This window comes from Aeromonas sp. SE22, from assembly GCF_038739755.1.
In the GTDB taxonomy this organism is placed as follows: Bacteria; Pseudomonadota; Gammaproteobacteria; order Enterobacterales; family Aeromonadaceae; genus Aeromonas; species Aeromonas jandaei.
Map to the genome: position 1 here is coordinate 211,595 of NZ_JBCGFD010000004.1, position 14,469 is coordinate 226,063.

The 14,469-nt window shown below is 61.8% G+C and carries 14 protein-coding genes; 8 read left to right on the plus strand and 6 right to left on the minus strand.

Annotated elements, in window-relative coordinates:
- Positions 1 to 69: 69 nt before the first annotated feature.
- Positions 70 to 855, minus strand: coding sequence for a PilZ domain-containing protein (locus tag AAHA39_RS10445; RefSeq protein ID WP_320656548.1), 786 nt, complete (start codon positions 853 to 855; stop codon positions 70 to 72).
- A gap of 51 nt (positions 856 to 906) precedes the next feature.
- On the minus strand, positions 907 to 1,365 hold the full coding sequence (locus AAHA39_RS10450) for a YchJ family protein (RefSeq protein ID WP_081849384.1): 459 nt from the start codon (positions 1,363 to 1,365) through the stop codon (positions 907 to 909).
- Positions 1,366 to 1,489: 124 nt separating this feature from the next.
- Here AAHA39_RS10450 and AAHA39_RS10455 point away from each other — a divergent pair, with 124 nt between their 5' ends.
- From AAHA39_RS10455 to AAHA39_RS10470, 4 genes are all read left to right on the plus strand, one after another.
- Positions 1,490 to 3,157, plus strand: coding sequence for a methyl-accepting chemotaxis protein (locus AAHA39_RS10455; protein WP_033116114.1), 1,668 nt, complete (start codon positions 1,490 to 1,492; stop codon positions 3,155 to 3,157).
- 130 nt (positions 3,158 to 3,287) lie between these two features.
- Positions 3,288 to 4,499 (plus strand): ROK family transcriptional regulator, encoded by a 1,212-nt coding sequence (locus AAHA39_RS10460; RefSeq protein ID WP_320656549.1) that lies wholly within the window; start codon positions 3,288 to 3,290, stop codon positions 4,497 to 4,499.
- A 138-nt stretch (positions 4,500 to 4,637) separates the two neighbouring features.
- On the plus strand, positions 4,638 to 5,405 hold the full coding sequence (locus AAHA39_RS10465) for a tRNA-uridine aminocarboxypropyltransferase (RefSeq protein ID WP_320656550.1): 768 nt from the start codon (positions 4,638 to 4,640) through the stop codon (positions 5,403 to 5,405).
- 190 nt (positions 5,406 to 5,595) lie between these two features.
- Positions 5,596 to 6,372, plus strand: coding sequence for a TSUP family transporter (locus AAHA39_RS10470; RefSeq protein ID WP_043851743.1), 777 nt, complete (start codon positions 5,596 to 5,598; stop codon positions 6,370 to 6,372).
- Between the two features lie 76 nt (positions 6,373 to 6,448).
- Here AAHA39_RS10470 and AAHA39_RS10475 read toward each other — a convergent pair whose 3' ends face one another.
- Both AAHA39_RS10475 and AAHA39_RS10480 read right to left on the minus strand, forming a co-directional pair.
- Entirely contained in the window at positions 6,449 to 7,315 is an 867-nt protein-coding gene (locus AAHA39_RS10475) for a LysR family transcriptional regulator (RefSeq protein ID WP_320656551.1), read from the minus strand.
- Positions 7,316 to 7,370: 55 nt separating this feature from the next.
- Entirely contained in the window at positions 7,371 to 8,288 is a 918-nt protein-coding gene (locus AAHA39_RS10480) for a DMT family transporter (protein ID WP_185227231.1), read from the minus strand.
- A gap of 175 nt (positions 8,289 to 8,463) precedes the next feature.
- Here AAHA39_RS10480 and AAHA39_RS10485 point away from each other — a divergent pair, with 175 nt between their 5' ends.
- From AAHA39_RS10485 to AAHA39_RS10500, 4 genes are all read left to right on the plus strand, one after another.
- Positions 8,464 to 9,342, plus strand: coding sequence for a helix-turn-helix domain-containing protein (locus tag AAHA39_RS10485; RefSeq protein ID WP_156128762.1), 879 nt, complete (start codon positions 8,464 to 8,466; stop codon positions 9,340 to 9,342).
- 72 nt (positions 9,343 to 9,414) lie between these two features.
- Positions 9,415 to 9,537 carry a hypothetical protein gene (locus AAHA39_RS10490; protein ID WP_255933577.1) on the plus strand — a complete coding sequence of 41 codons (123 nt, stop codon included), beginning with the start codon at positions 9,415 to 9,417 and terminating at the stop codon, positions 9,535 to 9,537.
- 77 nt (positions 9,538 to 9,614) lie between these two features.
- On the plus strand, positions 9,615 to 11,252 hold the full coding sequence (locus tag AAHA39_RS10495) for an ATP-dependent endonuclease (protein WP_041210275.1): 1,638 nt from the start codon (positions 9,615 to 9,617) through the stop codon (positions 11,250 to 11,252).
- A 108-nt stretch (positions 11,253 to 11,360) separates the two neighbouring features.
- Entirely contained in the window at positions 11,361 to 12,080 is a 720-nt protein-coding gene (locus tag AAHA39_RS10500) for a hypothetical protein (protein WP_320656552.1), read from the plus strand.
- A gap of 79 nt (positions 12,081 to 12,159) precedes the next feature.
- Here AAHA39_RS10500 and glgX read toward each other — a convergent pair whose 3' ends face one another.
- Together glgX and AAHA39_RS10510 are read right to left on the minus strand one after the other, a co-directional pair.
- On the minus strand, positions 12,160 to 14,223 hold the full coding sequence (gene glgX, locus AAHA39_RS10505; RefSeq protein WP_041210273.1) for a glycogen debranching protein GlgX: 2,064 nt from the start codon (positions 14,221 to 14,223) through the stop codon (positions 12,160 to 12,162).
- Positions 14,224 to 14,283: 60 nt separating this feature from the next.
- Positions 14,284 to 14,469, minus strand: a 186-nt coding sequence (locus tag AAHA39_RS10510) for a hypothetical protein (protein WP_342690016.1), incomplete at its 5' end; no start/stop codon positions are given.

A 14,469-nucleotide genomic window follows, 5' to 3' on the forward strand; every position in this document is an offset into this window, starting at 1 on the left:
GCGTGATCGAACATTTTCGACCGTTAATGCTCAGAAATGTGATCGGGATCGGCCTGATAATAGCCCCTTTCAGAGGGCGGAGTGGCCCATGGCGATGTTCGCAACGGCGCCAGCTTGAGTGCGAACGACCATCTGATGGCCATTGAATTCTAGGTGCTTTAAAAAGGTTTCGCTTTGCTGCAAGCCGGCTGCGTCGAACTGCATGCCGTAGACGGGGTAGTTGTTGATCTGGCGCTGGTTGCGCACTGTGCCGGTCAGCTGGTAGGGCATCCCGTTGGCGCTAGAGGCATCGAGACGCAGCTCAAGCGAGTGGTTGAGGGGAATGGTCGGCGCCTGATGGTGAGTGCTGAAGGCACAACCTGCCAGTGAAAAGTCCACCAGATGGATGTTGAGCGGATGCTGGGCAAAAAGAGCGACTCCTGTGCAACTGATTGGGTAGCGGATCTCCTTGCGGATCTTGAACAGGGTCATGCTCTCTGGCTGGCGCATGGTGAAGAGCTGGGGCTGCTTGTTGAACTGCTCGATAAAACCCTCGAAGCAGAGCATGGCTCCCACGCCTCGCTCGCAGATGATGGCCGCAGTGAGCCGGTAACCCGGCTGGCAGTAGAGGGCGGCATCCGCCGGGGTGGTGGCGGGCAGGCTGAAATAGATGATGCGCGCCTTGTCGGCGCCGATCAGCACGGCAGGCAGTGAGCGCAGCTGACCGGTCGGAGTGATCACCTCGATCCCGACCTTGCTGGCGGGATAGAGATAATCCATGACATCGGGCCCCTGGATGGAGATGCCCTTCTCCTTATTGGCCTTGATGCGATCCTTGATCGATTTGAAGGGTGACTGCTGAGTCTGTTGTGTCATGGATCATGGTCCCGATGCTCCCGCGTTACAGATTCATTTAAGTAGTCAGCCTCAATTGCCGCAACACTTCTTGAACTTCTTGCCGCTGCCACAGGGGCAGGGATCATTGCGCCCGATCCGGAGCGGGACGGGATCTATCTCCCCGTCGGTATAGACCCAGCGCCCCTCATGACGCACGAAGCGGGACCGTTCATGCAGGCAGTGACGAGTCTCGCCTTCCACGAACCAGGCTTTGAACTCCACCATGCCGAGTATGTCGTCGGGGCCGCCCTGACTGGCGATGATCTCGAGGCCATCCCATTGGGTATCGGTCTGCGAGAGCAGTTCTGCGGTCAGATCACCGAGATAGTCGGGGTGCCAGCTATGCACCAGATAATCCCCCAGACCCAGCACGAAGGCGCTGTAGCGCGAGCGCATCAGCTGTTCTGGGGTGAGAGCAGGAGTACCGCCGTGGAGTGATCCGCAGCACAGATCGAGAGAAAGGTTGGAACCGCAAGGGCAAAGAGTCATGTTTTTCGCTAATTGGCCGATTTATTTTAAGGGAATTGTAACGAAAGCGAGCCGCGAACTGCCAGCACCTATACTGATGATTGGGCAAGGAATTCCAATAAAAACAGCTGCAAGGATGTGAAAAATGACGTTAAAGCAGAAAATCCTGTTACTCGGAGCGCTCCCTGTGCTGTTGATGGCACTGGCGGTCAATCTCAGCAACTACATGCTCTCCAGAAGCGATCTGGAGTCTGATCTGGTGGTGGCGCGGGAGAAGGCGATCAAGGATCGAAAGGCGCTGCTCAGCAGTTACATCATGATGGCCCAGACTGCCATCAACGCTGTCTACTCCTTGCCTGATTCACCGGAGAATCGGCAAAAGGTCAAAGAGTTGCTCAGACCGCTGCGCTACAGCAGCGACGGTTACTTCTTTGTCTATGACTTTGAGGGCAATACCATATTGCTGCCGGTTCGCACTGAACTGGAGGGGAAAAATCGCTGGAATGACAAGGATGCCAAGGGCAAGTTCCTGATCCAGGAGATCCTCAAGTCGGCCCGTCAGGGGGATGGCTTTACCGAATACTGGACCGCCAAGCCCTCCATTGGCCGTGATGCGCCCAAGCTGGCCTTTACCCTGGTGCTCGACAAATACCAGTGGATCATAGGGACCGGCTTTTATATCGATGACATCGACAACGAACTGGCCACCCTGCGTGCCGAGCGGGAGAGCAAGATGAACAGCTCGCTGCAGGTCGGGGTGCTGGTGATCCTGGTGATTTTGGGCGTCACTCTGGTGGCGACCGTTATCGTCGGCAACCGGGTCAGCAAACCGCTGGCAGATGCGGTGCTGGCGTTGAACGATATCGCCAACGGCGAGGGGGATCTGACCCAACGTCTCAAGGTGCAGAGCAAGGATGAGATTGGTCAGCTGGCCAGCGCCTTCAACCGCTTCGTCGAGCGGATCCAGTCGGTAGTGAGTCAGGTCGGGGAGACCAGCAACCACCTCTTCAGCGCCGTCGACAAGCTGCATCACCTGAGCGAGCACTACGACCAGCAGATGCACGGTCATAGCCGGGAGACCGATCAGGTGGTCACCGCTGTGACCGAGATGAGCTCGACCGCGCAGGAGGTGGCTGCCAGCGCCTCCAATGCCGCCAGTGCTACCAGCGATGCGGCCCGCGAATCGGATGCGGCACGCGGCGTGGTCAGTACCGCCATCAACAGCATCAACCGGCTGGTGGGCGAGGTACATACCGCCTCCGGCGTTATCGAGCAGCTGGCGCAGGAGACCGGCAAGATCGGCTCTGTGGTGGAGGTCATTCGCGGCATCGCCGAGCAGACCAACCTGCTGGCGCTGAACGCGGCCATCGAAGCGGCCCGGGCTGGCGAGCAGGGCCGCGGCTTTGCGGTGGTGGCAGACGAGGTGCGATCCCTTGCCGGCCGTACCCAGCAGAGCACCAAGGAGATCAACGAGATGCTCCAGCGTCTGCAGGGCGGGGTGAAGCAGGCGGTGGATGTAATGCAGGCGAGCGAGGAGCGCAGCCAAGAGACGGTGCAGGAGGCGAGCCATATCGCCAGCTCCCTCGACAGCATGGTGATGGCGGTCAGCACCATCAACGACATGAACATCCAGATCGCCACGGCCGCCGAGGAGCAACACGCGGTCTCCGAGGAGATCAACAAGAACCTGGTGGCCATCCAGCAGATTGTCAGCGAGCTGACCAGCGCGGCGGTCGAGTCCAACAGCACCACCCGTGATCTGGCCAATACCGGCGACAAATTGCGCAAGCTGGTCTCCCAGTTCCGCTATTGATCCGGCCTTGTCAGGTGACGAGTGCCACAAGATGCGGTCTGAACCCCGGTTCAGGCCGCACTTTATTTGGGGATTGACCAATAATGTGTGAAAATTGCCGCCCTCTGTGTCTGCGTTTGCCCCATAGCCTATGAATGAGATCGTGAAAGGTAGTATCGACTTGATCCGCCAGCTCAACTACGGCCTGGTTTATGCCAGCCTGGAAGAGCACAAGGAGTTGTCGCGCACCGATCTCTCCCGTTTGACAGGTCTCTCTCCCGCCAGCATTACCAAGATCACCCGCGAGCTGCTCGACAGCGGGCTGGTGGTCACCTGTGGTGAAAGCTCGGTGGGGCGTGGCCGTCGCCAGACCTTGCTGCGCATCAACGAGCGCCGCTTCCAGTTTCTCTCCATGCGGCTGGGGCGTGGTTATGTAGACATGGCGCTGTTCGACTTCACCGGTCGTTCGCTGGCGCGCCATCGCCATATTTTTACCGAGGCCGAGCGCGGCGAACTGCTGGATAGCTTGGTTCACGCCATTCGCAGCTTCTTGCCGAAAAAGGCCCTCAACCTTGCCTGCATCGCCCTTTGTCTGCCGGGACAGGTAGAGCGCCACTCCGGCATGGTCAAGCACTTCCCCTTCTACGATCTGCGCAACTGGCCGCTGGGGCCGGCTTTGCAGGAGGCCTTTGCGGTGCCGGTGCTGGTGAGCGGCGACGTGCGCACCTGGATCCAGGCAGAGCGCGAGTGGGGAGCCGCCAAGAATTGCGCCGATGCGGTGCTGGTGTTCGTTCACAACGACATCGGGGTCGGCATGGTGGTCAATGGCCAGCTTATCGAGAGCGAGAATGCGCTGCTCGGCGATCTCAGCCATTTGCAGCTCGAACCCTATGGCCAGCGCTGCTACTGCGGCGGCTTTGGCTGCGCCTGCACGCTGGTGACCAATCAGGCGCTGGAGGCGCAATACCGGGATCTGCGCGAGCGGATGCAGGAGCACGATCTGCCGGAGAGCGTCACCATTCGCGAGCTGTGCGAGCTGGCGCTGGCGGGCAACAGCCTCTGTCAGGACATTCTCCATCAGGCGGCGGGGCGCCTGTCGCGGGTGCTCTCCAATCTCATCTGCCTGCTCAATCCGGGCAAGCTGCTGCTGGGGGGCGAGATCACCCGTGCCGATCGGCTGCTCTTCCCCATGTTGCATCAGTCGCTGGCGAGCCAGTTGCCGGCCGAATATCTGGTGCGGCTGCAGATCGAATCCACCCACTTCTACGAAGATCCCACCAAGCCCACCTCGGTGCAGGTGCACAAAGCGCTGCGCGACGGCAGCCTGTTGCTGGAGCTGCTGCGCACCTGTCAGGAGTCCTGAGCTTTTTTGCGGGACGTGTGAATTGGCGAAAGGGGCAGTGAATGCTGTTCCATCGCCGCGCAACTGGGTACAATCCAGCCCCTTTGTGGCGGGCCGCTGGCGCCGCCGTTGATGATCTCCCTCTGTTTGTGACGCAAGATGAAGCCTGTTCCTGATCACGCCGTCAACCGCCTGCGGGCCTGGCGCAAGAGTATCTCTACCCGACCGTTTCTCGCCCGTGGCGGCACGTTGGCCCGTTGCCCCGCCTGTCAGCTGCGTGAGGATTGGTGTGCCTGCGAGTGGCGCCCCGAGCTCAAAGCGGAGGCGGGCTTTTGCCTGCTGATGTACGACAGCGAGCCGATGAAGCCCTCCAACACCGGCCGCCTTATCGCCGATGTGTTGCCGGATACCACCTGGGCCTTTCTCTGGTCGCGCACCGAGCCCCATCCCGAGCTGCTAGCCCTGCTGGCCGATCCTGCCTGGCAACCCTATGTGGTCTTTCCCGCTTGTGAAAAGGAGCCGGCCCGTTTGACCGGCGAGGTTGTGCTGGCGCCCGGCAAGAAGCCGCTCTTTATCCTGCTCGACGGCACCTGGCCCGAGGCGCGCAAGATGTTCAACAAGAGCCCCTACCTCGACGGTTTTCCGGTGCTGGCCATCAAGCCCGATGCGCTCTCCACTTACGGTATGCGGGTCGCCAACAGCGAGGAGCACCTCTGCACCGCCGAGGTGGCCGCCTGTGTGCTGGAAGTGGCCGGGGAGCTCAAGGCCGGGCAGGCGCTGCAGCACTGGTTCAATCTCTTCAGCCGTCGCTACATGGCCGGTCGGGTCAGCCGTTTCCCCGGCGATGACGAGGCGCCGCTGTTGGCGGCCCTGACCGCCATCAAGGGAGCGGAAGCGGAGTCACCGGCGCCACAAAGCGCCGCCTGAGCCGAGGGGCAGGGGCGCGTGAGCCCAAATTAGTGAAAATCAGGAATCAATTGGCTGCCACTGTTTCGTTAGATTCATGGACTTTGGCCCGTTAGGATAACCGGCAGTCAGTGCAGCCCCTCTGCCCGGCGTGTTTATTCTCCCCCCGGTTGCCCTTGTGTCGGGCAACCCAATCCCGTGAGGTCTATGGATGGAATTGGAACTGGTTACCCTGTTTGCCCTGTTTGGCGTGGCGCTCATCGCCGGCTTTATCGATGCCATCGCCGGTGGCGGCGGCCTGTTGACGGTGCCGGCCCTGCTGGCCACCGGCATGCCCCCCGCGCTGGTGCTTGGCACCAACAAGCTGCAGAGCAGTTTCGGCTCCTTCTCCGCCACCTGGTTCTATGCCCGCAGAGGATTGCTGGAGTGGGCCATGATCTGGCCTGCGGTGATCTGCACCTTTATCGGCGCCGCCGTGGGCACGCTGGCGGTACAGACCATCGATGCCGCCGTGCTGGAGCGTTTGCTCCCCTTTCTGTTGATGGCCTTTGCTTGCTACTTCTTCTTCTCGCCGCGGGTGAGCGATGCCGAGAGCTCCCGCCGCCTGACCCCCATGCTGTTTGCGCTGCTGGTGGGGGGCGGGGTCGGCTTCTATGACGGCTTCTTCGGGCCGGGGACCGGTTCATTTTTTGCCATCGGATTCGTGGCGCTGGCAGGCTTTGGCATGGCGCGGGCCACCGCCCACACCAAGCTGCTCAACTTCACCTCCAACATCGCCTCCCTGCTGTTCTTTGCCCTCGGCGGCAAGGTGGTGTGGAGCGTCGGTTTCTGCATGGCGCTGGGACAATTCGTGGGCGCCCGTTTTGGCTCCAAAATGGTGTTGAAAAAAGGGGTGAAGCTGATCAAGCCGTTGCTGGTGACCGTCTCCCTGCTGATGTCTGCCAAGCTGGTGTGGAGCCAGTATCCCGAGCTGTTTGCCTGGATCTGATGTGCGCCTTGCTTGCCGCATCGCAATTGTTAACGGGGCCTTCGGGCCCCGTTGTCATATCTGCGGTTTTACAGCGTTAGCGCGGTGTGTCGCTGTAATGGCTGAAGTGTTTGCGCAAGGCGCTGACCAGTTTGGCAATGCGCTCGCGCTTGAGGCTGTTTGGCCGGTAGACCAAATGGAGCGGGCGGGCGAGTGTCGGCAGCAGGCGGGCCGTTTCTCCCTGCTCCCCCACCAGCGCCAGCAGACCGGCAGGCAGCAGGACCGGGCCGATACCGGCCTTGGCCAGCTCGATCAGTGCCAGATAGGAGTCGAGCTCCATGGCGGGCTCCAGGCCGAGGGCGGCGAGGGGCTCGCGCAGATAGCGATTGGCAGGGTTCTCCAGATCCATGGTGAGGATCTTGCGCCCACCACCCTGAGCGGCAGGGGGCAGGCTCTGCTGCTCTTCTCCCACCAGATAGAAGGGCTCCTCCAGCAGCAGCTCGGCGCCGAGGCCATGGCCGGGCGGGAGGCGACCGGCGCAGATGCCGAGCAGGGCATCGCCGCTGCGCACCCGTGCCAGAATGACCGGGGTGTGGTGGGTGGAGAGGGCGAGATGCGGGTCGCGGCCAAGGTAGCCGCGCATGAAGTGGGCGAGATAACCGGCCAGCAGGGTCTCGGAGCAGGCGATGGGGAGGGGACTGTGATCGGCCAGATCCTGGCTGTCGGCCAGCACCCCCTTCATCTCGGCCAGGCTTGGCGCTACCCGCTCCAGCAGCTCCAGCGCCTGCGGGGTGAGGCGGATCTGGCGCCCCTCCGGCTCGATCAGCTTCTTGCCAAGGCGCTGCTCCAGCTGGGCAATCCGCTTGCTCACCGCCGACTGGCTGATATAGAGGCGGCTGGCCACCTTGGCCATGGTTCCTTCACTTGCCAGCAGGCTCAGCGTCTCCAGCCCTTCCAGTAACATCTCGCCCCCTTGCCATCTGCAGATTGGATCTGCGTTACCTTAGGGGCTGGTCGCTTCAGGAGCAAGTGTCGTTTACCGCCTTGAACGGGCCAATGCGCCAGCTCTTCAAGGGTGGTGCGAAGATCACCAGATTGCCGATGAGGCTCACCACCACGCCGACCACTGACACCGGCTGCCAGACAAATCCCTCATAGAAGGTCGAAAGGGTGAGCGCTACCAGCGGAAAGAGCACGGTCGCGTAGGAGGCCTTGCTGGCCCCGATGCGCCCCACCAGGGTCAGGTAGGCGGTAAAGGCGATGACCGAGCCAAACAGGGCGAGGTAGACCATGGCCGCCAGATAGTGGCTGTCGGTCGGCACCACCAGTTGCTGACCGAGCAATGTGACCCAGCCCAGCAACAGCACGACGCCGTAAACCATGCCCCAGGGCACCATCTGCAACACATGGTAGCCGTGGCGCTGGCCGCGGGCCGAGACCAGATTGCCCAGCGAAAAACAGAGGGTGCCGCCACAGGCGAACAGCAATCCCTTCCAGCCGTTTGCACCCAGTTGCGCATCTGCCAGCACCGGCCAGAACAGCAGCAGGGTGCCAAAGAGCCCCAATAGCGACCCTTGCAGCCAGCGCAGGCCCGGGCGTTTGCCCTCGAACAGCCAGAGGTTGAGGCCATTGAAGATGCTGGCACTGGCGAAGATCACCGCCGACATGCCGCTCGGGATATAGCGGGTGGCGTGGTAGAAACAGAGAAAGTTGGTGGAAAAGAGCAGGGCGCCGAGCAGCGCCGCATAGCGCTGGCCATGCCACGGCAGGCGCGGAAAGCGGCCGCTGGCGGTGAGCAGGGCAAACAGCGCCACCGCCGCCAGCAAGAAGCGATAGAGCACCGACACTTCGATGGGAATGGGGCCAAGCTGCCAGGCGATGGCGATCCAGGTGCTGCCCCAGATAAGGACGGTGGCGAGATAGAGCAGAAGGTTCATCGGTTGTTCCACAAGTAGGTAGGTTTGTATTCCAGCATGGGGTGGGCAGGGGCTTGCTGGCTTGCACCATCTTGCGGTTTTTGTTTGTGGGCCGCTGTTATCCCGGGCGTCAGCCGGTAAGATGAGCGGACGGCAGGATGGGCTTGCCGGGATCGTCAGGGAGAGGCAGGGTCAGATGAAAACGGCAGGGGTATTCGACGCATTGGTCAGCACCGGCGCCCGGCTGGAGGACTCCTGCTGGCTGGAGCCCGGGCTTGGCGTCGCCAGCTGGCGCAACTGCTACGATCAGACCCGCTACCACAAGCCGGGCCACCACACCCTGAGCGTCTATCTGCAGGGGGGCGAGCAGACCGAGCGGCTCGACGGGCCGGGCGGTTGTGGCGGCACCGGCAAGGTGTGCATCATGCCGGATCACCACAGATCCGAATGGCTGGTGCGCGAGGAGTTTCGCTTCTTCCACCTCTACTTCACCCCGGCCCACCTGACCCGCATCGCCGAGGAGGTGTGCGATCGCGAGGGGCGCCACCTGCAACTGCTGGACAAGACCTTTATCGACGATCCGAAGGCCGCATTGCTGGTGCAGAGTCAGCTGATGCAGCTAGAGTGGCAGCACGGCATCGACCGCCTGGCGCTCTCTCACGGTGCCTGGATGCTGATCCTCCACGCCTATCGCCACCATACCGAGGCGGCGCCAGCGCTGCCGACAGTGCGTGGCGGGCTGGCTCCGGTAGCGATCCGGCGGGTGCAGGAGTACCTTCATGCTCATCTGGCCGAGCCGGTGACGCTGGCCCAGCTGGCGCAGCAGGCGGGTCTGAGCGAGTATCACTTCGCCCGCATGTTCAGTCAGAGCCTCGGCTGCCCGCCCCATCGCTACCTGCTGGAGCTGCGCCTCAAGCGGGCCAAACAGTTGCTGGCAGGTGTTGAACCGCTGGCGACGATCGCCAGCCAGTGCGGTTTCTCCTCCCAGGCCCACTTTGGCAACCGCTTTCGCGAGGCGTTTGGTCTGACGCCGGGGCAGTGGCGTGCCCGGCTGTCATCCTCCTGTCACAGTTAACCGCGAGACTCAATGCGTTCCGGTGAGTTCGCTCACCCCGTCATTTCGCAGTGCCACAAACAGGAGCCGCCATTGAATCATCGCAAGCGCCAGATCCGTACCCGCCACCTCTGGTTCAACCACTGGAATGCCCCGCAGGGGCGCCTGACCGAGCCAACCCCGCCCGAACCGGCTATTCCTCACAGTTCCCGTTGAAAAAGGGCGCTGCCAGATAGGATTTTTCCGGCAACTTTGCCACTATTGCTCCATCAGAGTGACGTGGACATGGCTGGATGTATCTGGAACGTATTGAAGTTAAAGGATTTCGCGGCATCAATCGGTTGTCGCTCGGGCTCGACCATACCACAGTGCTGATCGGTGAAAACACCTGGGGGAAATCGAGCCTGCTGCGCGCCCTCTGGTGTCTGCTAGGGCAAAATGCCGAGCCCTATCAGTTTGGCGCCGAGGATTTCCACCGGCCGGAAGATCCCGAGCTCGCCCCGGCGCGCCATCTGCAACTGGTGCTCACCTTCTGTGAGCACCGACCCCAGATGTGCCAGCACTCCCGCCGTCTGGCCCGACTTTGCCCCGCCTGGGTGCTGCACAAGGACAAGTTCAACCGCATTCACTATCGTGCCAGTGCCGAGCTGCTGGAGGATGGTACGGTCGCGACTCTGCACGATTTTCTCGACGGGGTGGGCAAGAGCCTGCCCATCGCCAATGCTCACGAACTGGTCTGCATGCTCATCACCATGAACCCGGTCTTTCGCCTGCGCGATGCCCGCACCGCCCGCAACGGGGTGGAGACGTTGCAGTGGGGAGATCTCTCCGAACATCGCCTGAACGAGTTGGCCGACAAGCTCATCGACGAGCCCCAGCGCATTGGCGAGCCCGAGCTCAAGGAAGCGCTGCAGGCGGTGCGCCAGCTGATGGATCACTACTTCAATGCGCTGGCGCCCATCAAGAACAAGCCGCGCAGTCAGCGCGACATCATCAATCGCCCCATGACACTGCGCAATCCGGGTAACCTGCACACCCTGCTGCGTCAGGCGGACAACCGGGCCCTGCAGCTGGCGATGGCGGGGATGGCGGCGACCCTGCTGCAGGCGCGTGGCAACCGGGAGTTGGAGGAGGGGGCTCGCCCCATCATGATCCTCGAAGATCCCGAAAGCCGCCTCCATCCGACCATGCTGGCGCTGGCGTGGGGGCTGCTGGAGCAGTTGCCTGGCCAGAAGCTGCTCACCACCAACTCGGGGGACTTGCTCTCCTCCCTGCCGCTCAATCAGGTGCGTCGGCTGGTGCGGCGCCAGCAGGATATCCTCTGCCACCAGCTGGGTGGCGAGCGCTACAGCAGCGACGATCTGCGCAAGATTGCCTTCCATGTGCGGATCAACCGGCCCATGTCGCTGTTTGCCCGTTGCTGGCTGCTGGTGGAGGGGGAGACCGAGATCTGGCTGCTCTCGGAGCTGGCCCAGATCTGTGGCTACAGCCTGCGGGCCGAGGGGGTGCGGATCATCGAGTTTGCCCAGTGTGGCCAGTCACCGCTGATCAAGGTGGCGCGCGACTTTGGCATCGAGTGGCATCTGCTGGCCGATGGCGACGAGGCGGGGGTCAAATATGCCGCTTCGGCCCGCGGGCAGCTCAAAGGCGACAGGGAGCGGGATCGGCTGACCCAGCTGCCTGCGGTCGACATCGAGCACTACCTCTACAACAACGGCTTTGAGGGAGTATTCCGGCGCGAAGCCGGTGTCGGTGGCCGCGCCATGTGGAGTGCCAGCCATATCATCAACAAGGCGATCCATCATCGCAGCAAGCCGGGTATGGCGCTGGCGGTGGTCGAAGAGGCGGAGCGGCTCGGCGCTGAACACATACCGCCGGTTATCCGCCAGATGTTTGCCCGGGTGGTGGCGCTGGCCCGCGGTCAGCGTTAAGGCCGCCACTTGTGATGTCAGGCGTTGGGGATGGCGCCGGGTTTGGGTATACTCGGCCCCTCTCTGGCGCCACCACGGCGCATTTCGACACCCTTTGCTGGAGGCGCCATGTTCGTCCAACTCCCTTTCTGGCTTTTTCCCCTGACCGGCCTGATGGCGCTGGGCGCCCTTGTTGCCCTTGGCATCGTGCTCTGGCGCGGTGATCTCTGCCCTGGCCAACGCTCGCGCATCAGCCAGCAACTCTTCTCCATCTGGGTCATTACCGCCCTTTCGCTGATGCTGGCGGTAGAGGCCAAGGCGGCCAGCTGGCTGATCTGGAGCGGCGGTGCGGCGCTGGTGCTGGGCGTGAGCCTGTCGCTCGCCCAGTCACGGCTGGAGGGGAAACGTTCCATCCCATCTTCCCTGCTCTGGCTACCGGCGTTGCCGCTGGCAGTTTATGGTGTGGGCCTGCTGCAACTGCAGGGCTGGGTGAGTGGTTTGCTGCAGATGGCGATGCTGGGTGCGGCCTTTGCCCACCTGATGCTGCTGCGAGCACGTCACCGCCTGCAGGCATTCAATACCCTGCTGCCACTGGCCGGTCTGGTTGGTGCCATGGCCAGCCTTATCTGGCTGGGCGTGCTGGTGGGCTGGCAAGGGGGGGAGGCCAATCTCGATGCCCTGATCCCGGCGGTGGTGACCCAGGCTGCATTGCTGGTGGCCTCCCTGCTGCTCTGGTTCAGCCCGCTCTATCTGCAGCGTGACACTGCGCCGGTTGTGGTTTCAACTTCGTTGTGTGGTCTGCTCATTGCCCAGATCGCCGCAACCAGCGTGCTCCATCAGCTGGTGTGACGCAAACGGGTTTACTGTGAGCTCTGAAATAGAAAGCCCCCGGATTTGTCCGGGGGCTTTTTGTTTGCAAGAGAGGGCATCAGTAGAAGTCGTCGGCCCCGCAGATAAAGAGGCAACTGCTGCGCGGCTGGGCCAGATATTCGCGGGTCAGTCCCTCCAGCGGCATGCCGAAGGTGCAGATATCCTGCGGCGAGGGGAGGGCGGTATCGAGGATCCGTCGCCAGTAGCCGCCGACGCCCTTGGGGGGGCTTGGCAGGTTGAAGGTGAGGGGCTCCCAGTAGGCGTTGAACAGCACGTAGAGTGCCAGCCGGGTTTCGCTCGAGAGGGCCGACATGGCGATGGCGTGGGAGTGGGGGCTGAAGTCCGGCTGCATGGCGTTGACGCCGTGCCAGCAGATCTCGCTGTGGCGCAGGATCTCGGTCAGTGACAACGGCATGCTCTCCTGCTCGGGGCGCTGGAACAGGTGTTTGCGATACTGGATCAGCTCCTTCATGAAGCGGAACATCTCCTGACTGCGGGCGCTGGGTTGCCAGTCCATCCAGCAGGTGGGGTTGTCCTGACAGTAGCCATTGTTGTTGCCATGCTGGGTGCGCAGCAGTTCGTCGCCCATCAGCAGCATGGGGGAGCCCACCGAGAGCAGGGTGGCTACCATCATGTTCTTTGCCTGCCGCATGCGCAGGGCGTTGATCTGGGGATCTTCCGTCACCCCTTCGTGGCCGTGGTTCCAGCTGAAGTTGTGATCACAGCCATCGCGGTTCTGCTCGCCGTTGGCTTCGTTGTGCTTGTGGTTGTAGCTGGCCCAGTCCCACAGGGTAAAGCCGTCGTGGCAGGTGACGAAGTTGATGCTCTTCTCGGGGTCGGCATGGTGATAGTGGTAGATATCGGGGCTGCCGCAGAGTCGCTCGACAAAGGCGGTCACGCTGTTATCGTCCCCCCTCAGAAAACGGCGCACATCGTCGCGGAACTGACCGTTCCATTCACGCCAGCGCGCGCCGGCGAGTGACCCCACCTGATAGAGCCCCCCCGCATCCCAGGCTTCGGCAATCAGCTTGATATCGGCGATGTTGGGGTCTGTGTCTATGGTGCGCAGGGTGGGGGCGTTGGCCTGCGGTTGGCCCGATTCATCCCGCGACAAAATGGCCGCCAGATCAAACCGGAAGCCATCGACGTGCATCTCCTGTCGCCAGAAGTGCAGGCTGTCCATGATCATCCGCAGCACTACCGGGTGGGCGCCGTTGAAGGTGTTGCCGCAGCCCGAGTAGTTGGTGTCCTGCTGGTTGTTGTCGAGGATGTAGTAGGCCTCGTTGTCGATGCCGCGAAACGAGAAGGTGGGGCCATCGTTGCCCCCTTCCGCCGTGTGGTTGTAGACCACATCGAGGATCACTTCGATATTGGCCTTGTGCAGTGCCTTGACCATGTCGCGAAACTCGGTCAGTGGATCGTCCCCGCAGGCATATTGGGCGTGGGGGGCGAAAAAGGACATGGGGCTGTAACCCCAATAGTTGGAGAGTCCTTTGGGCGAATCCTGCGGATCAAACTGGAACACCGGCAGCAACTCGACGGCGGTGACACCGAGGGATTGCAGATAGGGGATCTTCTCGATGAGACCCAGGTAGGTGCCGCGCAGTTCAGGTGCAACCCCGGAGCTTGGCGAGTTGGTGAAGCCCCCCAAATGGAGTTCGTAGATCACCGAGCGCGAGAGGGAGTGGGCCGGTAGCTTGTCACCCTCCCAGTTATAGTGGCGGGTATCGACCACCCGGTTCTTGGCACAGCTGGCAATGTTGCTGCCCGGGAGTGCCGCAGCCCAGCGATCGTAGTTGGGGCCGAGCTCGATGCTGCGGCCATAGGGATCGAGCAGCACCTTTTCCCCATCGAAGCGGGTACCGCAATAGGGGCGCCATGGGCCCTGAATGCGATAGGCGTAACGCTGCCCGATGGGCAGGCCTTCAATATGGATATGCCAGTAATAGGCGGTACGGTTGAAACGGGGCGAGAGCGGGATCACCTCTGGGGTGCAGTCTTCTGCACTGGAGAAGAGCAGGAGTTCTACCCGGCTGGCCAGGCGTGCCCAGATCGCGAAGTTGACGCCGTGACTGTCGGGTGTAGCCCCCAACTGACGGCAATGTCCGGCGGAGATGCGCATATCATACCTACCCAAAATGAGGAGTGTTCAGCTTATTGAGTGTAGTGCCGGATGCCTTCCTCAGATTCGTTTGCCTGAAAAAACAGCATGATGCTGATAAAGACCGCACTCTTTGTCGTATAAATCTACGAATAAACTTTTTTTGATATATTTACTTGCAATCTGTGCGCTGGCGCCTATTATTGGCCACCTCGGACGCGGGGTGGAGCAGCTCGGTAGCTCGTCGGGCTCATAACCCGAAGGTCG